Annotated in this window: 26 protein-coding genes and 1 pseudogene; 9 read left to right on the forward strand and 18 right to left on the reverse strand. The window is 53.3% G+C overall.

The genetic code is table 11. The annotated features are described in order from the left end of the window. Nucleotides 1–41: 41 nt before the first annotated feature. The 4 genes and pseudogenes from AC6I77_RS22350 to AC6I77_RS22365 form a co-directional block, all read right to left on the reverse strand. A pseudogene (locus tag AC6I77_RS22350) lies at nucleotides 42–482 on the reverse strand (DUF2913 family protein); the annotation flags it as partial. A 510-nt stretch (nucleotides 483–992) separates the two neighbouring features. Next, nucleotides 993–1766: an SDR family NAD(P)-dependent oxidoreductase gene (locus AC6I77_RS22355; protein ID WP_425018513.1), complete on the reverse strand. Its 774-nt coding sequence runs from the start codon at nucleotides 1764–1766 to the stop codon at nucleotides 993–995. A 65-nt stretch (nucleotides 1767–1831) separates the two neighbouring features. Continuing rightward, entirely contained in the window at nucleotides 1832–2533 is a 702-nt protein-coding gene (locus AC6I77_RS22360) for a DsbA family oxidoreductase (protein ID WP_425018512.1), read from the reverse strand. Nucleotides 2534–2586: 53 nt separating this feature from the next. Next, on the reverse strand, nucleotides 2587–3702 hold the full coding sequence (locus tag AC6I77_RS22365; RefSeq protein ID WP_425031789.1) for an alkene reductase: 1116 nt from the start codon (nucleotides 3700–3702) through the stop codon (nucleotides 2587–2589). Nucleotides 3703–3939: 237 nt separating this feature from the next. Between AC6I77_RS22365 and AC6I77_RS22370 the strand changes: the two genes are divergently transcribed. Next, nucleotides 3940–4269 (forward strand): thioredoxin family protein, encoded by a 330-nt coding sequence (locus tag AC6I77_RS22370; RefSeq protein WP_425018510.1) that lies wholly within the window; start codon nucleotides 3940–3942, stop codon nucleotides 4267–4269. Between the two features lie 30 nt (nucleotides 4270–4299). On the opposite strand, the gene AC6I77_RS22375 is transcribed toward AC6I77_RS22370, so the two are convergent. From AC6I77_RS22375 to AC6I77_RS22390, 4 genes are all read right to left on the reverse strand, one after another. Further along, nucleotides 4300–4638: a carboxymuconolactone decarboxylase family protein gene (locus AC6I77_RS22375; RefSeq protein WP_019105537.1), complete on the reverse strand. Its 339-nt coding sequence runs from the start codon at nucleotides 4636–4638 to the stop codon at nucleotides 4300–4302. 11 nt (nucleotides 4639–4649) lie between these two features. Continuing rightward, nucleotides 4650–5222, reverse strand: a complete 573-nt coding sequence (locus AC6I77_RS22380; RefSeq protein ID WP_497817389.1) for a TetR/AcrR family transcriptional regulator — start codon at nucleotides 5220–5222, stop codon at nucleotides 4650–4652. A gap of 77 nt (nucleotides 5223–5299) precedes the next feature. After that, the gene (locus AC6I77_RS22385; protein WP_497817421.1) at nucleotides 5300–5659 is read right to left on the reverse strand and encodes a thioredoxin family protein; all 360 of its coding nucleotides are present in this window, start codon (nucleotides 5657–5659) and stop codon (nucleotides 5300–5302) included. After that, complete coding sequence (locus AC6I77_RS22390; protein ID WP_497817423.1) at nucleotides 5553–5831, reverse strand: thioredoxin domain-containing protein; 279 nt, start codon at nucleotides 5829–5831, stop codon at nucleotides 5553–5555. The genes AC6I77_RS22385 and AC6I77_RS22390 overlap by 107 nt, the downstream gene beginning before the upstream one ends. Nucleotides 5832–6013: 182 nt before the next feature. On the opposite strand from AC6I77_RS22390, the gene AC6I77_RS22395 reads away from it, so the two are divergent. The 3 genes from AC6I77_RS22395 to gorA all read left to right on the forward strand — a co-directional run bounded on the left by AC6I77_RS22395 (nucleotide 6014) and on the right by gorA (nucleotide 9618). Next, nucleotides 6014–6877, forward strand: coding sequence for a DMT family transporter (locus AC6I77_RS22395; RefSeq protein WP_425031790.1), 864 nt, complete (start codon nucleotides 6014–6016; stop codon nucleotides 6875–6877). A 107-nt stretch (nucleotides 6878–6984) separates the two neighbouring features. Next, nucleotides 6985–8229 (forward strand): MalY/PatB family protein, encoded by a 1245-nt coding sequence (locus AC6I77_RS22400; protein WP_497817390.1) that lies wholly within the window; start codon nucleotides 6985–6987, stop codon nucleotides 8227–8229. 33 nt (nucleotides 8230–8262) lie between these two features. After that, entirely contained in the window at nucleotides 8263–9618 is a 1356-nt protein-coding gene (gene gorA / locus AC6I77_RS22405; RefSeq protein ID WP_425018505.1) for a glutathione-disulfide reductase, read from the forward strand. A 163-nt stretch (nucleotides 9619–9781) separates the two neighbouring features. Here the strand turns inward: gorA and AC6I77_RS22410 are convergent, their stop codons facing one another. Then, complete coding sequence (locus tag AC6I77_RS22410) at nucleotides 9782–10339, reverse strand: OsmC family protein (RefSeq protein ID WP_029571184.1); 558 nt, start codon at nucleotides 10337–10339, stop codon at nucleotides 9782–9784. A gap of 552 nt (nucleotides 10340–10891) precedes the next feature. Here AC6I77_RS22410 and AC6I77_RS22415 point away from each other — a divergent pair. Beyond that, nucleotides 10892–11812 carry an FGGY family carbohydrate kinase gene (locus tag AC6I77_RS22415; protein ID WP_497817391.1) on the forward strand — a complete coding sequence of 307 codons (921 nt, stop codon included), beginning with the start codon at nucleotides 10892–10894 and terminating at the stop codon, nucleotides 11810–11812. Nucleotides 11813–12676: 864 nt separating this feature from the next. On the opposite strand, the gene AC6I77_RS22420 is transcribed toward AC6I77_RS22415, so the two are convergent. The 4 genes from AC6I77_RS22420 to AC6I77_RS22435 form a co-directional block, all read right to left on the reverse strand. Next, nucleotides 12677–13015 carry a hypothetical protein gene (locus AC6I77_RS22420; protein ID WP_497817392.1) on the reverse strand — a complete coding sequence of 113 codons (339 nt, stop codon included), beginning with the start codon at nucleotides 13013–13015 and terminating at the stop codon, nucleotides 12677–12679. Further along, nucleotides 13012–13257, reverse strand: coding sequence for a hypothetical protein (locus AC6I77_RS22425; RefSeq protein ID WP_497817393.1), 246 nt, complete (start codon nucleotides 13255–13257; stop codon nucleotides 13012–13014). The genes AC6I77_RS22420 and AC6I77_RS22425 overlap by 4 nt, the downstream gene beginning before the upstream one ends. A 454-nt stretch (nucleotides 13258–13711) precedes the next feature. Then, entirely contained in the window at nucleotides 13712–14227 is a 516-nt protein-coding gene (locus AC6I77_RS22430; protein WP_161736121.1) for an NAD(P)H-dependent oxidoreductase, read from the reverse strand. Nucleotides 14228–14244: 17 nt separating this feature from the next. After that, nucleotides 14245–15210 carry an aldo/keto reductase gene (locus tag AC6I77_RS22435; protein ID WP_161736120.1) on the reverse strand — a complete coding sequence of 322 codons (966 nt, stop codon included), beginning with the start codon at nucleotides 15208–15210 and terminating at the stop codon, nucleotides 14245–14247. A 115-nt stretch (nucleotides 15211–15325) separates the two neighbouring features. On the opposite strand from AC6I77_RS22435, the gene AC6I77_RS22440 reads away from it, so the two are divergent. Next, nucleotides 15326–16219, forward strand: coding sequence for a LysR family transcriptional regulator (locus AC6I77_RS22440; RefSeq protein ID WP_161736119.1), 894 nt, complete (start codon nucleotides 15326–15328; stop codon nucleotides 16217–16219). A gap of 157 nt (nucleotides 16220–16376) precedes the next feature. On the opposite strand, the gene AC6I77_RS22445 is transcribed toward AC6I77_RS22440, so the two are convergent. Next, nucleotides 16377–17264: a LysR family transcriptional regulator gene (locus AC6I77_RS22445; protein WP_161736118.1), complete on the reverse strand. Its 888-nt coding sequence runs from the start codon at nucleotides 17262–17264 to the stop codon at nucleotides 16377–16379. A 142-nt stretch (nucleotides 17265–17406) separates the two neighbouring features. Here AC6I77_RS22445 and AC6I77_RS22450 point away from each other — a divergent pair, with 142 nt between their 5' ends. The 3 genes from AC6I77_RS22450 (at nucleotide 17407) to AC6I77_RS22460 (ending at nucleotide 20237) form a co-directional block, all read left to right on the forward strand. Beyond that, nucleotides 17407–18804, forward strand: coding sequence for an amidohydrolase family protein (locus AC6I77_RS22450; protein ID WP_497817394.1), 1398 nt, complete (start codon nucleotides 17407–17409; stop codon nucleotides 18802–18804). Between the two features lie 14 nt (nucleotides 18805–18818). After that, nucleotides 18819–19292, forward strand: a complete 474-nt coding sequence (locus tag AC6I77_RS22455) for a DMT family transporter (protein WP_161736116.1) — start codon at nucleotides 18819–18821, stop codon at nucleotides 19290–19292. Nucleotides 19293–19376: 84 nt separating this feature from the next. Next, complete coding sequence (locus tag AC6I77_RS22460; protein ID WP_497817395.1) at nucleotides 19377–20237, forward strand: SMP-30/gluconolactonase/LRE family protein; 861 nt, start codon at nucleotides 19377–19379, stop codon at nucleotides 20235–20237. A 144-nt stretch (nucleotides 20238–20381) separates the two neighbouring features. On the opposite strand, the gene AC6I77_RS22465 is transcribed toward AC6I77_RS22460, so the two are convergent. From AC6I77_RS22465 to umuC, 4 genes are all read right to left on the reverse strand, one after another. After that, nucleotides 20382–21161: an IS110 family RNA-guided transposase gene (locus AC6I77_RS22465; RefSeq protein ID WP_497817396.1), complete on the reverse strand. Its 780-nt coding sequence runs from the start codon at nucleotides 21159–21161 to the stop codon at nucleotides 20382–20384. Continuing rightward, entirely contained in the window at nucleotides 21127–21318 is a 192-nt protein-coding gene (locus AC6I77_RS22470) for a hypothetical protein (RefSeq protein WP_497817397.1), read from the reverse strand. The genes AC6I77_RS22465 and AC6I77_RS22470 overlap by 35 nt, the downstream gene beginning before the upstream one ends. 1088 nt (nucleotides 21319–22406) lie before the next feature. Further along, nucleotides 22407–22658, reverse strand: coding sequence for an EexN family lipoprotein (locus tag AC6I77_RS22475; protein ID WP_497817398.1), 252 nt, complete (start codon nucleotides 22656–22658; stop codon nucleotides 22407–22409). Between the two features lie 89 nt (nucleotides 22659–22747). After that, the gene (umuC, locus tag AC6I77_RS22480) at nucleotides 22748–23773 is read right to left on the reverse strand and encodes a translesion error-prone DNA polymerase V subunit UmuC (protein ID WP_497817399.1); all 1026 of its coding nucleotides are present in this window, start codon (nucleotides 23771–23773) and stop codon (nucleotides 22748–22750) included. Nucleotides 23774–23809: the final 36 nt, after the last annotated feature.

The following is a 23809-nucleotide window of genomic DNA, read 5'->3' on the forward strand; positions in this document are numbered from 1 at the left end:
TGGCCGCACTGCTGATCCGCCAGGTACAGCCGCCCAGGGTCTCACTGCTCCATCGTTAGTTTATATTTTTCTGCCGTCAGCACATAAAACCCGGAAGGCCCATCAATAGCCATCTGCCATCCACAGCGGTTAAGAAGCGTTTCCACCCCCTGCACGCGCCCGGTCAGTTGCGCCATCACCGGTGAGAGCTGTTGGCCGTCATCGTCAAACACAGCATCCAGGCTGGTCCGGGATAGATAAATTCCGTTTACGCCAGTATTCAGGATGGCAGCATGCCTTCCCGACCATTCCCGGTCGCTAAGCTGCCGGGAAGTCCAGCACATATCTTTCGCTATCTCCGGGGCATATGTCAGCCGGAACAGGTCATTCTGCCGGGACAGCTCGCCTGTACAGGAACGCCAGAGGTAGTCCTGCTTTCCGGCAAGCTTTGCGCCAACACTTTGCCGGAACCACATCCTGAACAGCTGTTTCAAATCACTGGCCCACCAAATGGGCTATTGCGTTTGAAATTACTCTATGAGGATGAGCAGAGTCTGTCTGACATCAGCTTCCCCAATGACATCCAGGAGTATAAAATGCAAAACATTAGAATGCTGTGGTTGCAGAGCAGACAATATGAACAGAGTCTCTGGTCTGCTATGACTAAGAAACGGACTGGCTATGAAAAGATGTCCGGGGCTGCAGCACTCAGAAATAGCGTGACCGGGGCGTGGAGGTATATTCCTGGCATGTCTGTATTCACCCTGGTGAAAATGCCACCTTCATACCTGGTTGCTTTCAGATCGCCTGCCCCAAGCTCTGTCAGCGAATACCACAAACCGCCCTGCTTCGCGCAAATTAGCTCACGAGGTTGTCAGCAACTTCTGTTGATGACTTAGAGACTCCTGGCTATCACCGCTGCTGCTGAAAAGAATCTCAGCTGACGACAACCTCACCCTGGGGAGCAGTCTGTCAGGCTTTAAGACATAAAGCCTGACAGGCGTGGCGTAAAATTAACGACGTACGGCCATAATACCTGCATCCACGTCCCAGATAGCACCGGTCACCCAGGCTGCCTTGTCCGACAGCAGGAACAGGATAGTATTTGCCACATCTTCAGGTTTGCCGACGCGGCCCAGCGGATGGAAATCACTCATCGCCTTCATTGCATCAGCAATATCTTCTTTGGCCATGAATCCTTCGTAAATTGGCGTCTGCACAATACCCGGAGAAACGGCATTCACACGGATACCCGCGCTGGCCAGTTCAATCGCCAGGTTGCGCGTCAGCGCATGCAGACCAGCTTTTGCCATCGAGTAGGCAGAAGCGGGAGAATCACCCAGCGCAGCCTGCGCGCCAATTGACCCTACGTTCACAATGGCACCTTCGCGTTTATCAGCAAGCATGTTCTTCACCACGTCCTGCGTGATAAAGAAAGTGGCGCGGTTCAGCGACAGGTAGCTATCGTAGTCTGCGGCATTGTGCTCGGTAAAACTTTTCGGGATAAAGATACCCGCGGCATTCACCATCAGGCTGATGTCGCGATGATGCGCATTGATTTCCTGACGAATGGCATTCATCCCTTCTTCTGTCATCAGGTTTGCCGTAATGACAGACACCGGGCCGAGTGGGCTCAGTTCTTTCTGAACGGCGTCAGCTTTATCTTTTCTGCTGCCCGTCAGGACCACGCTGCCGCCTGCTTTCAGCACCATACGCGCCGTTTCAAGACCCATACCACTGGTGCCGCCTACGACCAGAAGCTTTTTACCGTTAAAAAAATCGCTCATATGTGACTCCGTTATTTACAGGTAGTGTTCAGCCGGCACGTAAATGGCCGGCAGGTGTTGGGTAATCAGATGCTGCAGCCGTCTGCGCCACAGGCCTGACCTGCAGTCACGGTTATTTCTTCCTGCTTTTCATCCCAGACCTGTCGCAGGGCACTCAGGAAATTTTCCGATGCCTGAGCGCCGCTTATGGCGTATTTCTGATTCAGCAGAAAAAGAGGCACGCCACTCACACCAATCGATCGGGCGCTGCTCTCATCCTCCGTTACCGAAGCACGAAACGACGGGTCATTCAGCGCCTCAGCAGCGGCTTCTGCTGCCATGCCTGATTCGGCGGCCAGCTTTATCAGCTCATTGCGATCAAAGAGGGAGCGCCCTTCGGTGGTACCCGCAAGATAGAATCGTTCGGTCATAACCTCCCCCAGTCCTGCCTGTCGTGCAGCAGCCAGCAGGGTCAGCGCATCTTCGGTATCCCCGAACAGCATGGTGTCAAAGTTGTATCGCAGTCCCTCTGACTTCGCGGACGTTTCCACCTGATTCATCATCAGCTCAGCGTTGCTCTGACCGCCGAGCTTTTTGTAGAGCGCATCGCGGAAAGGCATGGCCGGCATGCCTTCGGCAATCCGGAAGCTGTGCTGACGGATGACCACGCTGTCGCGGTGTTCAAACGCTGCCAGGCCTTTCTCAAAGCGTTTTTTGGCGATCCAGCACCAAGGACAGACCAGATCGGACCAGATATCTATGGTTATGACGGGCTTAAGGGTTTGCATTGCTTACTCCTGAATTTCTGCTTTTCGTGTGACGACTGAAGGCTGCCGGAGGCTTAGTGTTTCTGTTCATCCTGCCAGGCCGGATAGTCGGTGTATCCCTTTTCAGGATTGCCGCTGACGCCGTAATAAGTACTGCGATCGCTTTCAGCCAGCGGCCAGCCGTTCTGCATTCTCTCGACCAGGTCAGGGTTAGCAATGTACGGCACGCCGAATGCCACCAGGTCCAGTTCATCAGCCTCAAGAGCGGCGCTGGCGATGTCGCGAGTAAAGCCGCCGGCGCCGATAAGCGTGCCGCCAAAAGCCTTACGGAAGAAAGCCTTAAAGCCCTTAGGTACAGGTGCGCTGATATAAGCCGGCTGGTAGTAAAGGTGAACATAGGCAAGGTCACGTTCTCCGAGCGTCATCGCCAGAACCGCCCACGTCTCCTCCTCCCCCTCATACGGGGCCAGATCATAAATACGCCCGAACGGGGAAAGCCGCACGCCGACCTTCTCGCCGCCAATAGCGGAAGAGACCGCATCAATGGTTTCCATCAAAAAGCGCTGACGGTTTTTAACGGTGCCGCCGTAAGCGTCGGTGCGGTGGTTCAGCGCGGTGCTGAGGAACTGGTCAAAGATGAAGCCGTTAGCCGCCATAATTTCGACGCCGTCAAAGCCCGCTTCCATTGCCAGTTCTGCTGACTTAACAAAGTCAGCCGTAATACGCCTGATTTCAGCCGTTTCTAGTGCTCTTGGCGTGCTGGGGACGACAGGGCCTGGCTCGCCGGATTCTGTCAGGGCAAATACGGTGGTGTTGGTTGCCGGAATGGTGCCCGATGACACCGGGGCGGCATTACCCTGCTGTAATGAAACATGGGACATGCGGCCGACGTGCCATAGCTGGGCGAAGATACGGCCGCCCTTTGCGTGTACCGCATCGGTCACCGTGCGCCAGCCGGCTACGTGCTCACGGGTATAAATGCCCGGCGTGTAGAGATAGCCGCGTGCCTCTTCTGAAACCGGCAGCCCCTCCGTAATCAGCAGACCTGCCGAGGCCCGCTGCGCGTAGTAGCGGGCAACCACCTCACCGGCAACGTCGTTCATGGTGCGGGTGCGGGTCATGGGAGCCATGACCACGCGGTTTTTCAGTTCTGTTCCAGCCAGGTTAAACGGGGTGAATAACTTGCTCATGGTGCGCCTCTGACAATATCAATGGTGGCTACAGGAGCCGGGCTTCGGTTCTTACACCGTATTTTCCGGCCTGCCGGGTTCATGGGTGGCACTATACCAACCTACTAGTTGATAGGTCAACAGGAATTAATTATACTGCTGCTTCCGACCATACCGGTAATGTCGATACTCAGGGGGCCGGCAAAGGGCAGGCGCCACAGATGCCCTCACTTTAAACCGAAACAGAAGGGGATTAACGTGCGTGAAGCAGCCGCTTATAACGAAGATAATTTTCGCGATATTGAACAGTATGAAGGCATTTCTGTCGTGCGTTTTTCGGCACCATGGTGTCCGCCCTGCCAGAGCAGTGAGCCATTCTTTAGCGCGTTTACCGACGGCCTGGAAGAGAGCATTCAGGTGGGTAAAGTGAATGTCGATCAGGCACCAGTCCTGACGACTAAGTATGAAATATGGGGTCTTCCTTCTGTACTGATTTTCAGGGAGGGCCAGCTGGTACGCCGGATACCTGGCGTTAAATCACCGGCATTTTATGCTGCAGTGCTTGAAGAAATAAAAAAAGGGCCGTAAGGCCCTTTTCTGAGGAGGCGGTAATGTTTTTTAACCGCGCAGCTGGCTGACCGCATCCAGGGTTCGGGCTGAATATACGGCAGCGGCACCCGCATTCAGATTGATGGCAACGCCCAGCGCTTCGGCAATTTCTTCATCCGTTGCGCCGGCCTTGATGGCGGCCTCCGCGTGAAACGCAATGCAGCCGTCGCAACGGGTTGTCACCGCACATGCCAGGGCTATCAGTTCCCGGACCTTTGCACCGAGCAGGTCGGTTTTATTGCCTGCAGCGCCCAGTGCAACAACGCCTTTCATCGTATCCGGTGCCAGCTTGCCCAGCTCGCCGAGGCGCTGCATTAATTCCTGCCGGTAATTGCTCCAGTCATGCATAGTATTATTCCTCAGGGGGTAGTGTTTAAAGTGAGAAGGATGTGCCGCAGGCTTGTTTTAAACACTTCAGCCCGACCTGTCGCACGGGCCACCACGCTGGCACCTTCGCAGAGGTTTATTATCAGCATAGCCACATCGGCGGGCTGCATGGCAGAAACAAACTCACCCGCGTCTGTACCGCGCTTAACAACCCCGGTTAGCCACGCAATCTGCATATCAAAATACCGGGAGGTCTGTTCCAGAATCGCCTCAGGAAGGTTTGCCGTTTCAGCTGAAAGCGCGCAGCACAGCGGCAAAAGTGATGCCCGGTAGCTTGCTTCAAACAGCGCTACATAAGAGGTAATCTGATCTGCAGCTTTTTGATGCACTGCTTCAATCTGATCAAACTGGTTAACCGTATCACTCACAGCCTGCTTCACGACTTCCTGCCCGAGAATTTCTTTCGTCGGGAAGTGGTGATGTATACTGGCCTTCGTGATGCCAATCAGCTTGGACAGGTCAGCATAGCTGAAAGCTGAATAGCCCTTTTCCCGCATCAGGTGCTCGGCTTCATTAACCAGCCGTTCACGCGTCATAATCGTCATTTTAAAATCCTTCAATCTACTAGTTGGTAGATTGTATCCTTCACACCCTTCTATGGCAAGCAATCGGCGTTTTTTCCTCAGCCGTTCTGGTGGCGACAATGCGCAGCGGCTTCCTCTGCACGAAACAGTACTGCGGCGATTTCCCGGGCTGTATCCATGAGCATCTCACCCTTTCGGTATCTGTCGATCATGTTTCCCTGCGCATCATTTGCATTGCGCGGTCTTTCAATAAACTGACCGAGAAGTTCGAAATTGCTGTTCAGCACAGCGGCAAAAGGAATGTGAATTTTATCAATGCCAAAGAAGGCTGAAAATTCACTGCCCGCGTCTTCACGCGTAATCAGGCCCAGGGAAACGTGTGGAGCTGCGCGGGCAACGGCCCTGATGGCTGGCAGGTTTCCGGTGACAGTCCGGGCACCACATCTCTGCCACGACAAGAATGTTGTAGCCGCCCTGCAAGGCAGATAAACTTTCAGAAAGCGTTTTATCCTCTGCCTGTCCTGCCAGCGCTTCAAAATAACGCAACGCCTCGACATCTTTCTCTGCACCTCCCTGCGTAAAAAGCTCGTAATCCATTGCGTGTGCAAACAGCACCCTGAAGTTCATCATTTTTCTCCTGTCTTAAGTCATCCGGTTCCCGGTAACGAAACCGCTGCGCGAGATCCGCTATTTAATTCTCGTTTCAGGCTTAAATAAGTTACTTCAGGCTCGTCCGGACAGCCAAAACGTTAGCATGAACGCTACCAATCTACTAGTTGGTAGTTTACATTTCTCTTTTTGGAGGATCCACTGTGACCGGAAAATTTATCGTACTGAAAGTTATTATTGCCATGATTGCCTTTGCGGCCAACTCCGTCATTTGCCGCGTGGCACTGCGTGGCAATCACATTGATCCGGTGACCTTTACCGATCTCAGACTGTTAAGCGGTGCTGTCGTTCTGCTGCCTTTTTTCCTGCTCCGAAAGGACGGAAGAGGCTCACTGTCCCTGAAAAATGGGTTCAGTCTCGTGGTATATGCCATGTGTTTTGCGATGGCTTATATTCATCTGGATACCGGGGCCGGGGCATTACTGCTGTTTGGTGTTGTCCAGCTGACCATGGTTATTTACGGCCTTTTTCACGGGGATCGACTTTCCCCGGGCAGAGCTGCAGGCCTTGTTATTGCGTCCTGCGGATTACTGACTCTGCTCTTACCCGGAGCCACTGCGCCGCCGCCGGGCAGTGCGCTGATCATGGTGCTGGCCGGGCTTGCCTGGGCGGCCTACACGCTTGCCGGTAAAAAAATGCCTGATGCCACAGCGTCTACAGCCGGTAACTTCCTGATTGCCGCGCCCCTTGCGCTTCTTGTTTCTCCCTTCATCAGCAGTGGCCTGCATGCTGACGGTACTGGCATTGTTCTGGCCGTAATGGCGGGTGCAGTTGCATCAGCCGGCGCCTACGTTCTCTGGTATTCACTTCTGCCACATCTGGATGCCGTGACCGCGAGTACGGTTCAGCTGAGCGTACCCTGTCTCGCCATGCTCGGCGGCGTGTTATTTACCGGTGAATCACTGAGCCTGAAAATGGTTCTGTCTGCGGGGGCCGTGCTCAGCGGGATTGGTATAGTAATTGGTTTTTCGCGGTCCGAAAGCAGTGGCAGCAGCCCGGCAAGGTGAAAGATCAGAAAGACTTGATTTACCAACTAGTAGGTTGGTAATCTCAAGCCGGGCGCTCTGCATTGCCCGGACTCCCTGCAGCTGGTCTGTCTGACGGTCGCCGGGCCGTGATTGTTATTTCGGATATACCGGATATCTTCATGCAATACGATTTTGACGGGCTTATTGAACGATCGGGAACAGACAGTCTGACCGCCGAGGGCTGGCGTGAATATATGTTCGGCGACTGCCAGGGCGACATACCATCAGAGCCGCCCGGTGGCTTTATTAATCTGTGGGTAGCGGATATGGCGTTTTCCACACCTCCTGAGGTACTGGAGGCTATCCGTGCGCGGCTCAGCCAGAAAATAATTGGTTATACTAAAGCTTACCACCCCGGGTATCTTCTGAGCTTTGAAAACTGGTGCGAAAGACACTATGGCTATTGTTTTCCGCGCGAGAGTATTGTGCTGTCACCCGGGGTGATACCCGCGTTGTACCGGCTGGTTCCTTTACTGACACGTCAGGATGAAAGTATCCTGATCCTCACACCCTCGTATGCTCCCTTTAAGAAAGCCGGGGAATACAGCGACCGTCGTGTGATCAGCTGCCCGCTGAAAAGCAATGGCGAGTATATGACGGTTGATTTTGACGCTATGCGGAATCTTGTGCAGGATAAAACGCTGAGGATAAAAGCTTTTTTCCTGTGTAATCCGCATAATCCCACGGGGCGTGTCTGGCATCCTGATGAGCTTCGCAGGATGATGGAAATGTGTCTGGAAAACGACGTCTGGATCATTTCAGATGAAATTCACTGTGACCTGACGCGCATCGGCATTTCACACACGCCTGCGGCTTCCCTTTTTCCCCACAGCCAGAAAATCATTACCTGCATGTCTTCCAGCAAAACGTTTAATCTTGCAGGTAACCTGTTGGCCAACGTCATGATCCCTGATCCCGGAGTCAGGACTGCCTGGCTTCGCCTGCACGATGAGTTCGTTTCCCCGCTAAGCCTGGCGGCTAACATTGCGGCCTGGTCGCAGTGTGATGAGTGGCTGCTTCAGGTAAAACGCTATATTGACGGAAATTTTCTTTTCCTGAGTGAGTGGCTGAAAAAACATCTTCCCCGCGTCCGCTACAGCATTCCTGAAGGCACCTATCTTGCCTGGATTGACCTGACGCCGCTTTCTGCTCAGGACGAACCGAAATTCACTTCCCACTTTTTTGCAGAAAAAGCGGGTGTTCTTGTAGAGGACGGATCCATGTTTGTCGGTAACGGTGATAACCACATACGGCTCAATCTTGCCTGCCCTCGCGCCGTTCTGAGCGAAGGACTGCTTCGTATATATCTGGCATTAACCGCCTCAACCTGAAACCAGGACAGCAGAGCTGTCCGGAGTACAAAAATGACAAACCGACACTTCGATTATCTCACCATCGGCGGCGGCAGCGGCGGTATCGCCTCGATTAACCGTGCAGCCATGTATGGCCAGAAATGCGCCCTGATTGAAGCGAAAGAGCTGGGAGGCACCTGCGTGAATGTGGGTTGCGTACCGAAAAAAATCATGTGGCACGCCGCGCAAATCGCCGAAGCTATCCATCTCTACGGACCGGATTATGGCTTCGACACCACAGTGAATCGCTTCGACTGGGCCACGCTTGTAAAAAACCGCAGCGCCTATATCGACCGTATCCACACTTCGTATAAAAACGTGCTGGGTAAAAACAACGTTGAAGTGATCAAAGGATTCGCCCGTTTCGTTGATGCGCACAGCGTTGAAGTCAACGGTGAGATCATCACGGCGGATCATATTCTGATTGCCACCGGCGGTCGCCCCAGCCATCCGTCGATACCGGGCGCAGAGTACGGCATTGATTCCGACGGTTTCTTTGAGCTGGATGCGCTGCCGAAGCGCACCGCAGTTGTTGGCGCGGGCTATATCGCGGTTGAGCTGGCGGGCGTTGTGAATGCGCTGGGTTCAGAAACTCACCTGTTCGTGCGTAAGCAGGCGCCGCTGCGCAGCTTCGATCCGCTACTCACCGAGACGCTGGTCGAAGTGATGAACAGCGAAGGTCCGGCCTTGCACACCGAATCTGTTCCTGAAGCTGTGATTAAAAACAGTGATGGCAGCCTGACGCTGCAGCTGGAAAACGGCAGTGACTGTACCGTGGACTGCCTGGTCTGGGCGATTGGCCGTGAGCCCGCCAACGATCACCTCAACATTGAAGCCGCAGGCGTGGCACTGGACGACAGGGGCTATATCAAAGTCGATAAATTCCAGAACACCAGTGTGTCAGGCATCTATGCCGTGGGCGACAACACCGGTGCGGTTGAACTTACGCCGGTTGCGGTTGCCGCAGGCCGTCGTCTCTCTGAGCGTCTGTTTAACAACAAGCCGGACGAGCATCTGGATTACAGCAATGTGCCGACCGTGGTGTTCAGCCATCCGCCGATTGGTACCGTGGGGCTGACCGAACCGCAGGCGCGCGAACGGTATGGCGACGACCAGGTGAAGGTTTATAAATCGTCATTTACCGCGATGTACACCGCGGTAACCAGGCATCGTCAGCCGTGCCGCATGAAGCTGGTCTGTGTGGGTGCCGATGAGAAGATTGTCGGCATTCACGGTATCGGATTTGGTATGGATGAGATACTGCAGGGCTTTGCTGTGGCGCTGAAAATGGGGGCGACCAAGAAAGACTTTGATAATACCGTGGCGATCCACCCGACGGCAGCGGAAGAGTTTGTGACCATGCGCTGACCGGCGCGATGCGAGGCGCATAACAGGCGACTCCGGTAGTCTGTTTTGCGCCTGAAGCTTCATGCAGAACAGTGCTGAGTAAAACAGATAAACTGGCTGCACAGAAAAACCCTGATCCGGGAGGAACAGGGTCATGAAGCTTCACAGGCAGAACAGATGTGACTTATACGAGACGTGTCTCAATCGGCACCGGGTTAGCCAGCGTGTCATGAATAGGTGATGCCTCAGGAAGCAGGCTGACCAGCTCTTCCAGCTGTTCACGGCTCGCCGTATTACTTTCAAGACGTACGTCTACGCGGATACCTTTAGCCCCTTTACGGGCATTTTTATCCAGTCCCAGGAAACCTTTCATATCAATATCGAAATAGAGATCCAGCTCGATACTTTCCAGATCTACGCCTTTTTCAGCAGCCATCAGGGTCAGAGTAGCGGTATAACACCCGGCCAGCGCCTGCAGAATATATTCGGTGGGGCTCATGCCGGTGTCGGCACCAAGCAGCCCAGGTGGTTCGTCCCCGATATTCGAGAATTTGCCTACGCGGCTACGGTCTTCTTTGCCATTCTGAAATGACGATCCGGTTTCCACACGTACGGCCAGACCGCCGTGTGAACGCGCTTTTACCTGGAATGACATGTTACCAAGGCCAGGCTCTGCGCGAACGGCCTCACGAACATTACTGATGGCGTCAGCGGAAGCCTGAGGTTTTGCTGAATGCGACATACATACTCCTGTAAACGGTTTGTGGGAGAAAGCCAGAATACGCCAGCTATCTACTAGTAGGTAGATTAGTCATTTGAAATGCCGTTGTCCAGTTTTAAAAAAGTTATTCATCATATTTTCGATTTAACCGCAGAAGCTGATCTGAACCTGACGGGCCACTCAATGACTGGCGGCGTAATGAGCGGGGGGATCAGAAACGCTGATACATACTGGCAGAATATTTACGGCGGCCTCCCTCCGGCAGAGTGCTGACTATCCTGGAGGCATCTGTTTCTTCATCAGCGCCAGACCGGAGGAGCTTACACCGGAGAGATCAGCCCAACGCAGGCAGGACTATCAGGAATAAAAGTGAGAGCTGCTTAACGTTCCCGGATAACGTCAATTGACGGATGATTTCATAGCGGTATTGTCTGCACTTAACAAACGAGCAAACAAAAGTGATCATATGAGCAAAATTGTTGAGCCATGCAGCATCCCGGCTTAGCTGTTTTTAGTCTGATGATACTTTTGTTCAGCTCTGTCATTTCTCAGAAATTGTTCAGGGGTAGTTCAATGAAGCGGGACCTTGTTGCGGGAATAGACTCATCTACTCAGTCTTGTACCGTTATGCTGCGCAGCCTTGAAAGTGGCGACGTGATTGCTCAGGCCCGTAAGCCGCATCCGCCGACGACGCCCCCCTGCAGTGAGCAGGATCCGCAGGCTTGGTGGGACGCGTTAACTTCGGCTCTGGATGAGCTCAAAGCATGGCAGCCCCGTATTGCAGGGCTTGCTGTCGGTGGGCAGGGTCACGGTCTGGTCATGCTTGATAAAGATGACCGGGCACTGCGTCCAGCCAAGCTCTGGAATGACACTGAGTCTGCTACCCAGGCACACGAGTTGTGCCGGAAAGTTGCCCCTGAAGAGTGGGCTCGCCTTACAGGATCGGTGCCCGGACCGGCGATGACCATTTCAAAACTGGCGTGGACCGAACATCACTGCCCCGGCCTGCTTGAAAAGTGCCATCGCATTATGCTGCCGTTTGACTATCTGGTTTATCGCCTCAGCGGCAGTTTTGTGTGCGAGCGTGGCGGTGCATCCGGGACCGGCTACTTCAATCCTTTCACCAATAGCTGGGAGCCTGAGCTCGCTGCTGTGGTAAACAACCGAATTGACTGGCTCTCCCTCTGGCCTGCCATCATTCCCTCGCATCAGCCTGCCGGCGTGGTGAAGCTGATCCCCGGTCTGGAAGACCTTGCCGGTGCCGTTGTAGGCGTAGGAACTGGCGATAATATGTCTGCTGCGCTGGGAATGAACCTGAAATCCGGTGATACCGGCATATCGATCGGCACGAGCGGTACGCTGTACGGCATAACCCCGACGGGAATAGCCGACAGCACCGGGATTATCAACGGCTATGCAGATGCGGCCGATCGCTTCATTCCCATGATTACCACGCTGAATTCCGCGAAGGTAAGCGGGCTGTACGGCGCATAGCGATGTACAGGGCGAGATTTCCGGGGTCTTGGTTTTACTGTTCACTATGAACAGTAAAACTTAGAGGATTAGTTACACCATCCATTAAAGCCACTCCTGTTCCGGCCCGAAGGGCCGGGGCGGGGGCGGGGGCGGCCTGTTAATGGGCACTCGGAGTTTCAGGTCCAGCTCAGGTCTGGCGGGAGAGGGGCTGGAGGTTTCAGACCTGCCTGGGCGCAGTTTTCTAGCGTAATTAAGGGTGTTGTAACTAAATAGGGTGCGCCACGCCCGCCACCGGCGGGAGCTACTTCAGGCTTTGAGCGGCGCAGACGCTTGCGGCCGCTGCAAGCGAAGGCATCATTCATCCCCACAAAAGCCCGGATGAAAACCTTATTTTCTTTTTGATTATTTCTTTACTGACCGAAGGTCAGGAATGTCTTGCGGGTACCGGTCCTTAAAGCCAACGAGGTACGGGGGATCTGTCAGAATGAAGTCGATGCTGTTATCCGGAAAGCCGGCCATGATCTCTACGCTGTCGCCACGCATGAATCGGGACATAGTTATGCTCCTGAGTATCGAGGGGCACCCCTGTGGTGCCGTGACCACCACAAAGACGGGCGTAAAGCGGAGCAGGCAGGGGCGGACGCGCAAGCCGCACGCGCCGCCGGAGCGGACTGAATGTCCCGCGCACGGCGGGGAACGGGTGAGCAGGACGGCGAAGCTTCCCTTGACTGCGAAGCGGCCCGGCTACAGTGAGGGCACGGCACTTTATCCCTGCTGGTTTCCGGCCGCAGGACGGGAAGCGGCAAAAAGAGCGGAGCGAAGCGACATCCTTATCGTTAATTTGAGAGATGCCGCCGGTCGGGGCGGCATCGGGTGAAAATATCAGGGCCGGTAATCTTCCCACCGACAGTCGCTGCGGTCACAGATGACGGGCGCATCCGGCGAACCGCTCACCCGCCACTCATCGAGGAATCGCAGGCCGGCCAGCGTCTGTGCCTCACGTTCGTCAAGCAGAACGATGCTTTTGAGCCAGACACTGCCACGATCAAACTGCCAGTAGCAGCCCTGAGAGCAGACGGGACGTTCCGGTGGCCACCAGTTTTCACCCATCCTTTCACACGCTGCTTCGGCCAGCTTAAAGTCCTGCCCGCTAAGCAGCATGTGGTATTCATGTGAGGTGCTGCCGACCTCTTCCTGATAACTGACAAGCCAGATATTCATTCTGTCACCCTCCGGGCCTTCACGCTTTCTGCACAGTCGCGCATAAAATCCCAGCTGAGGCTGATATCAGCATCCAGCGTCCTGTCAGCCAGTTCGATCGCTGCAGTCACTTCGCCTGGCGTAAGTTCCGGGTCAATATCCTCAAAGTCGTCCGCCATCCACAGATGGGCTACGCATGGGGTGTCCGGCGCAAAACCCGACAGGCTGGCCATAAGGCCGGAAATAGTAAGTTCTCTTTTCATCATCTGCTCCTCAGTCAATGGTTGCACGGCCTCACCTGCGCCGTGCCGCCACAGCAGCCGGGCGTAAAGCGGAGCAGGCAGGGGCGACATCGGAAGCCGCACGCGCCGCCTGAGCGGACTGAATGTCCCGCGCAGGGCGGGGAACGGGTGAGCAGTTGTGTTTGATGTCAACCAAAGAGGGGGGTTTTAAAGACGTGTCGTGGTTGCAGGTGATGAACGTCCGCTATGAGCGAGGAGCGGACATTGCTAATAGCGTTCTGTGTCTTCAATGGGGAGCAGATAACTTCACCCGTTATTCTGGAAAGGCAAAGCGTAGGGGCGGGTGTTTTTTGTTTGCTGAGGGCCCTCACAACAGCCATCAGCAGCCATAGTTGTGCAGGTTGCCGCAATTAAAATCCTCACGACAACCAGCACATCTGAGCGTTTTAATAATCGAAAGAATGCATGTTGCTTATCAGACTAATACCGCTTTATAGCGTTCAGCCTGTGCCGCAATTTCTTCGTCGGTGATCGTCGCACTACCGCCGGTAATGAAAGGTTTAAGATAACGCATACCCAGATATCCAGAGATGGTTTCAAAGGACAACAGATATTCGCTGACCGTATGTCCGGCTGCACCATCAGGCTGATAGGCAGACTCAGCGCCACCAAGCGAAACGGCCAGCATAAGTTGCTTGTCACGCAGTGCCTGTGTTTCGCCACCATGTGACCAGCCGTAGGTCAGCACATCATCAAGCCACTGCTTGAGCAGTGGCGGCGTGCTGTACCACTGCATCGGGAACTGCAGCACAATACGGTCGCTGTTTTCCAGAGCAGCCTGTTCAGCGGCTACGTCAATTTTGCCGTCCGGATAGAGGTCATACAGATAACGCACTTCAGTATCGGGCAGCGATGCTGCACTTTTTGCCAGCGCCGAGTTAACACGGGAACGAAGAATGCCTGGATGAGTAACAACAATTAGGGTTTTCATTTTCTTATCTCTTGTCTTTAAAAAAAGGTTTCGTCAATTTCAAGCCGGGCTAAAGCGGCATTGATATCATCTAATTCAGCGTCACTGAGCTGTACATTTGCGGCATTAAAATTCTCTTCCAGCCGGTGCAATTTGGTTGTTCCCGGAATCGGCACGATATAAGGCTTCTGAGCCAGTTCCCATGCAAGGACAACCTGTGCCGACGTTGCAGTGTTTCTTTCAGCAATGTCCGCGATCAGATTAAGAAGCGCCTGGTTGTTTTCCATTACCTCGGGTTTAAATCGCCCCATCATGCCCCGGTAATCGCCCTCGCCATAGGTTGTGTTCGCGGTCACCTGACCACTCAGGAATCCATTACCCAGCGGGCTGTAGGCCATAAAGCCGATATCGAGTTCGTCGCAGACTGTAAACAGATCCTGCTCAGGCTTACGCCACATCATCGAATATTGATCTTCAACGGCAGTGACCGGGCACACTGCATGGGCCCGCCGGATATAGGACGCGGGCGCATTGGATAATCCCCAGTACTTTATTTTCCCTTCGGCGATTAACTCTTTCATCAATCCTGCGACCACTTCCGGCTCAACCGCGGGATCAACGCGATGCTGATAAAACAGGTCAATATAATCAGTTTTAAGACGGTCAAGAGAACCTTCCAGTTGCTTTCGGACAGACGCCGGACTACTGTCCAGAACCGGTACCAGCTGACCATCGATATTTTCCATTCCGGTCACGCCGAACTTGGTCGCAATGATGACACTCTCCCTGTGTTTACTGAGAGCAGTACCCAGCAGTTCTTCGTTTTCAAATCCGTAAATAGGGGCCGTGTCGAAAAGGTTGCATCCCAGCTCAATAGCCTTGTCTATAAGCTTTATTCTTTCCTTGATTTCAACTGAATGACCATAGCCATGATCCATGCCCATGCACCCCAGCCCCATCTCTGAGACCTGAAGCCCCTGGCTACCTAACCTTCTCATTTTCATGATTATTTCACTCTTATTTAAGACGATGACGATTTTGAGTGATTAGTATATGGCTGGATTTATTGCTGAAAAATTGTTAATTTCGAAAGTCAGAATTGCTTAAAACACAATAATTATGAATAAACTTGATGCTCTGCGATTTTTTGTTGCCGCTGCGGAAACGATGAATTTTCGCGAAGCGGCGGTCAGGCTGGCCATTTCTCCCTCCGTGGTAACGCGAACAATTGCTGAGCTGGAAAATCAGCTCGGCGAGCCACTCTTCAAGCGGAATACCCGATCGATTGTGCTGACCAGCTTTGGCGAACTTTTCCTGCCAAAGGCTGTGCGCCTTCTTGAAGACTCACAAGCGCTGTTTCAGACGGCCAGAGATGACAATGAGATGAAGGGGATTGTGAGGATCACACTGTTCCGCTTTCCCGGACACGAACAGGTGCTGTTTGAGCTTCTGACCGCGCTTCGCCCCTATCCTGAGCTGTTTATAGACTGGCGGCTGGACATGATGAAGCTGGATTCGGTACAGAACCGTATTGATATGGGGATCCGCATCGAACGCGAGCCAAATCCGAACTTTATTATCAGGCCCATCACGCTCGTTCATCACGCGCTGATGACATCGCCTGAACTTATTGAGAAGCTGGGGGCACCGGAAAACTTCGAAGATCTGCGCCAGCGCTATCCTTTCAGTGGGCTGCTGAATCCTGAAACCGGCAAAGTATTCGAATATATGCTCGATGGCGTCGATACGTTTGTACCACGCCATCTTGAGTTTTTTACCACCGACTCCCAGTCTGAGATTCAGGCTGCTTTAGCCGGGAAAGCCGTGATCCAGTCAAGTAATCTGGCCTGCAGGGAATATCTGGAAGATGGCAGGCTGGTGAATGTCCTGCCGGAACTGAAACTGGAAACCTGGCAGCTTTATCTTTACCGGCCCTATCAGGCACTTGTACCGCAGCGCATCAGGACCGTTTTTCGCATTCTGGAAGATATCTTACTCCGGCACTTCAGCTGAGTGCGTGCCCGGATGCGGCTGGCATCTTCAGACGGCGGCGCCCCTTACCAGGAGCGGTGAGTTTCCGGGTGGGTATAGCCCTTTCCCCGGTAAGTCGCTGCTCCGGGATGCACGCATACGCCAGATACAGACTTTTGTCTGCACCGGCCGGGAGGTATCAGTTAACGATTTCATCTATCCAGTCTGCAAATGCGCGAACGGCGGGTGACAGAAAACGCTGATGGGGGTAAAGCAATGTGACAGGAACAGACGACGGCTGCCAGTCGGCCAGGACTTCAACCAGCGTTCCTTTCTGCAGATGTTCTGCGACCACGTTCTCAGCAAGCTGCGCCAGTCCGAACCCTTCAAGGCACATTTTTATATAGAGTCCCGTCTCGTTAACGGCGGCCTGCCCGCTGACGGAGACAGACAGTGTTTCCGTTCCCTGCACAAAACGCAGTTCGTCCGTGCGCCGGCTCTGGCCGGAAAAATAGTGAATGGCCCGGTGATGCGATAACTCGTCAGGTGACTGCGGAATACCATATGCCCTGAGATAGTCGGGAGAGGCACAGGTGATCCAGCGAAACTGCCCGAGCGGACGGGCAACCAGCGTTGAGTTAAGCAACTCTCCGGTTCTGATTACGCAATCCACCCCCTCCTGAACCAGATCGACCTGCCGATCGCTGACGCCGATCATCAGGTAGATATCAGGATACCGGCTGCAGAACGCTTTCAGATTAGGCATAACAACGAACTGGGCTATTCCTCCGGGCATATCAACGCGCAGACGGCCCCGGGGCCGTCTGTTCGCATCGGCCAGACTGGCTTCCGTATGTTCGATCAGGGCCAGTATTTCTCTGCACTGCGCCAGATACTGCAGGCCTTCGGGGGTCAGACTGACCCGTCTCGTGGTCCGGTTCAGCAGACGCACCTGCAGATATTTCTCCAGATTTTTGATGGTGCTGGTAACCGTCGAGGCAGGCAGGGAGAGTGTTTCCGCTGCCCGCACAAAGCTTCCGGCCTCAGCCACCCTTAAAAAAATCTGCATAGCCTGAATGCGATCCATCTGGCTGCTCTCCTGAATATCCTGTGAAAGAGATAAACATCATTATTCGTTAATTGTGAATTATGAAAACGCGTTAGTCATCTTTTTCAACTTAATCGTAGGGCGTATCGTTTTCCTGTTCACACATAAAGAGAGGATGACAATGACTGATTACAAAAGAAATATTGTTAATAATCAGTACGAAAACCCGCCGGTAACGCTGATTCGCGGGGCCACCATACTGAGTATGGACGAGAATGTAGGAAACCTTGAGCGTGGCGATATTCTTGTCACTGGATCAACGATTACCGCCGTGGGACAGAACCTTGACGTGCCGGGTGCTCACGTCATTGATGCTACAAACATGATCGCCATGCCGGGGATGGTCGACTCTCACCGTCACGCCTGGGAAGGTCAGCTGCGCCGTATCAACCCCAACGCCACCTGTCTGGACGACTACAGCAACGCCACGCACTTTTCGTTCGCTAAGTATTACCGTCCGGAAGATATCTATGTGGGTAACCTTCTGACGGCGCTGGGCGCGATTGACGCGGGCATTACCACAATGATTGATAACTCGCACAACAGCCGGACCGCTGCGCACGCCGATGCCGCCGTTGAGGCCCTGCTTGATGCCGGTATTCGCGCTATCCATGCTTCGGGCGCACCGGTGGCCGGCGAATGGGATAAGGCGCACTGGCCTGGCAACTGGCAGCGCCTGCAGGAAAAATATTTCGCGGACAACCCTGATAGTCTTGTGACGCTGGGCGTCATGGCCCAGCTGGAACCCGAACTGTGGGCTGAGGCGCGCAGGCTGGGGCTGCCGATTGTCACCGAGTTCTTTGGTGCTGAAATGGCCTCCGAGCTTCAATCACTGCATCAGCAGGGTCTGCTCGGTCCGGACAATATCTTCAACCACTGCACCGCCGTACCTGATGAGGGATGGGAGATCCTGCGTGATGCCGGTGTCCGGGTGAATGTCTGCCCGCGCTCAGATTCCCACTATGGTATCGAAAGCGGAATGTTCGCCATTGAAGCCGCGCAGCGTCATGGTATCCATCCTGGCCTTAGCGTGGACAATGAAACCTCTTACAGCACAGACATGTTTATGGAAATGCGCGTGGCGTTCTATCTGCAGCGCGTGATGGGGATGCACAAGCAGCACTGCTGTGATTCAGCGCATTCGCTGACGACGCTTCCGGCTGCGCAACTGCTTAAATCGGCCACCGTCGATGGTGCTTTCTGTGCAGGAATGCAGGACAAAGTAGGCAGCCTGACGCCTGGAAAACAGGCTGATCTGGTGCTGATTAACGCGGCTGATCTCAACCTCTATCCCAATGGAAATGCGTTTGGTACGGTAGTACATGCAACCGAACGCAGCAACATCGACACCGTGATGATCGGCGGGCGCATCGTCAAGCAGAACGGCAAAGTGCTGGGTGTGGACGGTGCGCGCCTCCGCGCTGCTATCGATGAATCCCGCGCGCACCTCTTTGCGGCAGCAGGCTATCAGCCAGACATCTTCGCGGAAAAATTCCTGCCGCTGGTTCAGGCTAACTGACAGAGACGAACAGTATGAGCGCGATTTATTACGTCATTGCTTTTGCAGCAGGACTGGGGATTACGCTTCAGACGACCCTGAACAGTCAGCTCGCAAAAGGGCTCGGCGGGGACCCGGTCACCGCCGCGTTGTTTTCCTTTACAGCCGGGGCGTTCAGCCTCGGAATTTACTCGCTGCTGCGTGGGGGATTATTCAGCTCACTTGCCGCCATACCTTCGCAGCCTGTGTGGAGCCTGGCGGGCGGACTGATCGGTGCCTGTGCATTATTCAGCTACGTCGTGCTCGCACCCAAAATCGGTTTTTCAGCCCTGCTCGGGCTGGCGATTGTCGGACAGCTGCTCTCCTCGCAGGTGATTGACCACTTTGGCCTGCTGGGCGCGGTCAGGCGGCCAGTCTCGTTGCTGAAGCTGGGAGGAATGCTGGTCATGCTGGCCGGACTTGCCATCATGCTTTTTGGCGATCGGCTCTCCGCACGTTTTCTGCAGTAAGGGCTTTCCCCCGTTTGCTTCCTCGCAGACGGGGTGATTTTGGCCTTGCGCGAAGTACGACCTTTATTTATCTGAAGGATTTATATGTTTTCAATCGCAGCTGATATCAGAAATACACTGGGGGAGTGTCCCCTGTGGTGTGAAAGGACCCGCAGGCTGTACTGGACTGACATTGAAGCCAGTGAACTGCTCGCATCAGAAGAAGGTAACGACGCTGTAATGCGCTGGTCGCTGCCTGAACGCCTGGGTTCCTTTGCGCTGACTGACCGAAGTCATATTCTGCTGATGGGGCTTGCATCCAGGCTGGCTTTGTATGATCTCAATACCGGGTTTCTTACCACGGTGGCCGCCTCACCGGGAGGGACGGGTACCCGCATTGGGGATGGACGCTGTGACCGCGCCGGTAATTTTGTCTTTGGAACAATGGATGACGGTTTTCCCGCGAAAGTTATTGGTAAGTTTCACAGGCTCAATGCAGCGACACTCGCTGTTGAGACGCTTTCTCTGCCTGAGGTCGCCATCCCGAACAGCATCTGCTTCAGCCCGGATGGCGGGACAATGTACTACTGCGACTCAATGCAGGGGCAGATTATGTGCTGCGATTATCCCTCGCTGCAAAACCAGCGCATATTCATAAAAGTCGAAGGTGAAGGCGCTCCTGACGGCTCCTGTGTGGATGCAGAAGGGTATCTGTGGAATGCAGAATGGGGTGGAAATCGTCTGGTGCGTTATCGCCCGGACGGAACAACGGACTATATCCTGCCTTCTCCCTCCGTGCAGAGCACCTGTCCGGTCATTGCGGGTGATACCTTCACAACGCTTTACTGCACCAGCGCAAGCGTGGGCCTTCCTGAGCAATCAAAACATGATGGCGCGTTGTTAAAGGCTAACTCAGCAGTATTTTCCGGTTTACCTGAGAGTCGGTTTACAACATATGAAATGTAACAGTCTTGTCCTTCATCCGTAAAAGTGCCTTAACCACAAGTAATGTCGTTAGCGTCCGCTTCTGGCACAAAGCGGACCCTCAATTCGTTCAGATTGAACAGTGATATGTATCGTCTGCTTCATACAGAGTCGTAAATTGTCTCTTCAGCTGTATATCCAATCCTTCTGGTCCCTGAACATAGCATTGAGTATCGTTATGAATTTCCTGATACAGGCTGTAATCGCGGCTTTATTTACTTTTCCACGTGCAATGAGGGATGTATAGAAGTCTTTAATCTGAGGGTTATATCGAACCGCGGAAAGCATCGCCATATAGAGTGTTGCCCGCAGGCCAGCTCTGCCTCCCCAGATAGCTCTTTTGCCGCGAAGCTGCCCGCTGTCCCTGTCATACGGGCATACACCAACCAGCGCCGAAATCTGCCTGCGCGTCAGCGCTCCCAGCTCAGGAAGCTGGCTCAGGATCGCCGCCTGAGTTACTGGCCCAATGCCCTTAACTTTTTCAAGCATTTTTCGCTTTGGAGATAGCGCAGCATTCTGATCAAGCTGGTATTTTATTTCCTGGTCCAGAGTATCAATCTGTAAGCTAAGCCACGCGATGTGCTCTGTAATACCCATCTCAATATATATCCCGTTTTTTTCCTGCAGTCTGTTAGCTTCCATGACACGATTCTGTACCAGCTGACGCCCACGGGTAAGAAGCAGTGCAAGATCCTGAAGTTCTTTGTCCCTGGCAGGTCTGAATTCCGGTTTCATACGACGACCATATTCGCAGATTATCCTGGCATCGATAGAGTCGCTTTTTGCCACCTTTCCCATTGCCCGGGCAAAATTCTTTATCTGTCGCGGATTAATGACAGCAACAGGCAGATCAGCTGAAATCAGCATTGATTCAGCAAGAGAGTGATACCGGCTTGTGGCTTCCATGATAACCCCCCGATATATGAAGACCTTCCAGCTCCTTCAGCAGCTGTATGATGCCGGAGGCGGAATTCTCCAGATGTATCAGTCGCTCGCTGGTATCAATAAAGATATCTAAAGCGAACTTTGATACGTCAATACCAACAGTTGTTTTATCGCTCATTTCAGTTCTCCCTGCCTTGCAGATACGGGCTTCTGACGCACCAGGCAATTGTTCGGGCTATAGCTGAAAGTGATGCTGCGCATAGTGCTCACCCGCGGGCTTGTTAATCCCTGGATGTCGATCGCGCTGCAGCATCAGTAAAAACACAGGATAAGTTTAGTCCCATCCCGGTTCTGCTTTAAACATACAAGGATGGCGAGCGTAAGCGTCCCTTGCCGGCGAAGCGGCCCGGCTAACGTGAAGGCACGGTGCTGCCCGACGGTACGGAGGGAGCTACTCAAGGTGATGCGGATAAAACGGGATTTATATGCGTCATCTGATAAGGCAGAGGGCAAACGGCCCCTTAGATGACCAAATGCATGATGTGTTTATTTTGAAAGATAACACCTGAAGTTACTTAAAGAGATTCTCAGTACCACACATTATTGATGTATCCTTGCCCGGATTTTCAAAAGGAGCAGGTCTGGAAATGAAGTGTGGATTTTGTGGTACACACGTACCTGATAATTATACCGTCTGCACGGGCTGCCACGCTGAGTACAGACTGGAGCCAGCGAGTACGGGATGCAGACCGGCATTGCCGATGCTGACGGGCATAATCATATTATTTTGTACTCCGGCCATCAGTGAACTGGGGCTCAGACGCCCATTCATTGCAGCAACTATTTTTATAACCGGTTTAGTTCTTTTTATTGGTGGCTGGAGACACTTGAAACGTCTTCAAAAAGTGGCTCCGCGAGTAGGGAGATGGTACAGGAAAAGAATATGATTTTTGGAAGAATCAAAATTGAACCGGAACACGGCATGTCCTGGGTGTAAGCAATAAACAAAAAATCCGCCTGTAATGCGTGAACACATAACGTTCACCGAAGTAACGGCTGAGGCTCACCGGAAGCCACATGCGCAGCCGGAACGGACTGAATGTTCCGCGCTAAGCGGAGAACGGGTGAGCAGTTTTGTTGGTATCAATCTGGAGAGGTGTTTCAAAGACGCGCAGTGGTTGTAGGTGATAGCCTCGCGGGACCTCTCTACCTATAAACGTTCAAAGCCGGGCATAAAAAAACCGCCTGCCGACGGTTCATTCTCAGCTAACTTTTGGGACCATCGGGAGTCCACTCTTTAGGCTTACTCTCTGTAATATTGCCATCAGCACGGAAAGAAGCATCAATCGCATTCCGGCAGTCCTCAGTACCACGTGGGTCGGACGCTTTTTTGCACTCTTCAACTTTTGCATTGCGTTCTTTATCGTGCGCCTTATACCACTCAAGGGTCTGCGTGTCAGCATCGCAACCGGCAAGTAGGGTAGCCAGTAAACCCTGTGAAATCAGTCCTGTTTTCATCATATATTCCTTTTAATGGATTAATTGCGACGGGAATTATAGACCAACAGCGCGATCGCCCGCACGAAGCAAAGACTGCGAAAATTAACTTACTTTATTTTTGGGATATCTTTTAATCTCGTTGTATAGCGAGGTGACAGCATTTCACGTTTCATCTGCCATGAACTGTCGCGATCTCCCTGACCCGCGAAAAAGACTTTTCCTTTCCCGGATCGATTAATACCGTCCAGTGCTGCCATTAGCGCGTCTGCGTTCGCCCGCGGCTGCTGCTCACTAAACATGTCAAACTGCGCAATACCTGACTGATAAAAATCTCCCAGCATGACGCCCGCTTTAGCGTACCGATAGCCTTCCCGCCAGATAGTGCCGAGGCCGCGAAGCGCTGACTCAATGATGTCGCGCGTATCGTTCGTCGGATAATCACAGATGCGAGAGGCGGTATTCGAATATTGCGGTTCATTACCGTGACGGGCAGTGGCGATGGAGACACTAATATGCCGGCAGCGTGAGTTCTGCTCCCTGAGCTTTTCCGCAGCACGTGTGGCATAAAGCACGATTGCCTGCTGCATGTCTTCCAGTTTTGTGACTTTTTCGCCAAAAGAACGCGAGTTTAAAATGTGCTGCTTTGGTGGCGGGGCATCTTCCAGTGCAATACAGGACTCACCATTAAGCTCGCGAGTAGTGCGCTCAACAATAACGTCGAAGTTTTTCCGTATCATGCTGATGTTGCTGTCAGCCAGCTGCAGGGCCGTTGTGATCCCCAGCTGGAGCATGCGCTTGGTAATGCGCGGGCCAATACCCCAGATATCCCCGACGTCGGTCAGGTGCAGTAGTTTACGCTGCCGGATTTTGCTGGACAAATCCACGACGCCACCGGTCTGCGTCCACTTCTTTGCCGCATGATTGGCCAATTTGGCCAGTGTCTTCGTTGGTCCGAATCCTACGCCGATAATCAGCCCGGTTTCACGCCGGATTCGCTCGCGCATCTGCTGTCCGAACGCTTCAAGGGGAATCAGGCTATCGATGCCAGTGACATCAAGGAACGATTCATCAATGGAGTAAACCTCCTGACCCGCGGCCATTTCGCCCAGTATGGCCATCATCCGCGCAGACATGTCGCCATTTATGTGGAATGCAATTTAAACAAAAAA

This window comes from Pantoea sp. X-Soil-ISGK-259 (assembly GCF_059730705.1).

Bases quoted from the DNA above. Each gene is read 5' to 3' on its own strand.
- AC6I77_RS22415 (WP_497817391.1), top strand. From the start codon at position 10,892: ATGAAGCGGGACCTTGTTGCGGGAATAGACTCATCTACTCAGTCTTGT.
- gorA (WP_425018505.1), top strand. From the start codon at position 8,263: ATGACAAACCGACACTTCGATTATCTCACCATCGGCGGCGGCAGCGGC.
- AC6I77_RS22365 (WP_425031789.1), bottom strand. From the start codon at position 3,702: ATGAGCAAGTTATTCACCCCGTTTAACCTGGCTGGAACAGAACTGAAA.
- AC6I77_RS22460 (WP_497817395.1), top strand. From the start codon at position 19,377: ATGTTTTCAATCGCAGCTGATATCAGAAATACACTGGGGGAGTGTCCC.
- AC6I77_RS22425 (WP_497817393.1), bottom strand. From the start codon at position 13,257: ATGAAAAGAGAACTTACTATTTCCGGCCTTATGGCCAGCCTGTCGGGT.
- AC6I77_RS22445 (WP_161736118.1), bottom strand. From the start codon at position 17,264: ATGGATCGCATTCAGGCTATGCAGATTTTTTTAAGGGTGGCTGAGGCC.
- AC6I77_RS22440 (WP_161736119.1), top strand. From the start codon at position 15,326: ATGAATAAACTTGATGCTCTGCGATTTTTTGTTGCCGCTGCGGAAACG.
- AC6I77_RS22355 (WP_425018513.1), bottom strand. From the start codon at position 1,766: ATGAGCGATTTTTTTAACGGTAAAAAGCTTCTGGTCGTAGGCGGCACC.
- AC6I77_RS22450 (WP_497817394.1), top strand. From the start codon at position 17,407: ATGACTGATTACAAAAGAAATATTGTTAATAATCAGTACGAAAACCCG.
- AC6I77_RS22390 (WP_497817423.1), bottom strand. From the start codon at position 5,831: ATGATGAACTTCAGGGTGCTGTTTGCACACGCAATGGATTACGAGCTT.
- AC6I77_RS22380 (WP_497817389.1), bottom strand. From the start codon at position 5,222: ATGACGATTATGACGCGTGAACGGCTGGTTAATGAAGCCGAGCACCTG.
- AC6I77_RS22410 (WP_029571184.1), bottom strand. From the start codon at position 10,339: ATGTCGCATTCAGCAAAACCTCAGGCTTCCGCTGACGCCATCAGTAAT.
- AC6I77_RS22430 (WP_161736121.1), bottom strand. From the start codon at position 14,227: ATGAAAACCCTAATTGTTGTTACTCATCCAGGCATTCTTCGTTCCCGT.
- AC6I77_RS22375 (WP_019105537.1), bottom strand. From the start codon at position 4,638: ATGCATGACTGGAGCAATTACCGGCAGGAATTAATGCAGCGCCTCGGC.
- AC6I77_RS22420 (WP_497817392.1), bottom strand. From the start codon at position 13,015: ATGAATATCTGGCTTGTCAGTTATCAGGAAGAGGTCGGCAGCACCTCA.
- AC6I77_RS22475 (WP_497817398.1), bottom strand. From the start codon at position 22,658: ATGAAAACAGGACTGATTTCACAGGGTTTACTGGCTACCCTACTTGCC.
- AC6I77_RS22465 (WP_497817396.1), bottom strand. From the start codon at position 21,161: ATGGAAGCCACAAGCCGGTATCACTCTCTTGCTGAATCAATGCTGATT.
- umuC (WP_497817399.1), bottom strand. From the start codon at position 23,773: ATGTCTGCGCGGATGATGGCCATACTGGGCGAAATGGCCGCGGGTCAG.
- AC6I77_RS22435 (WP_161736120.1), bottom strand. From the start codon at position 15,210: ATGAAAATGAGAAGGTTAGGTAGCCAGGGGCTTCAGGTCTCAGAGATG.
- AC6I77_RS22360 (WP_425018512.1), bottom strand. From the start codon at position 2,533: ATGCAAACCCTTAAGCCCGTCATAACCATAGATATCTGGTCCGATCTG.
- AC6I77_RS22455 (WP_161736116.1), top strand. From the start codon at position 18,819: ATGAGCGCGATTTATTACGTCATTGCTTTTGCAGCAGGACTGGGGATT.
- AC6I77_RS22470 (WP_497817397.1), bottom strand. From the start codon at position 21,318: ATGAGCGATAAAACAACTGTTGGTATTGACGTATCAAAGTTCGCTTTA.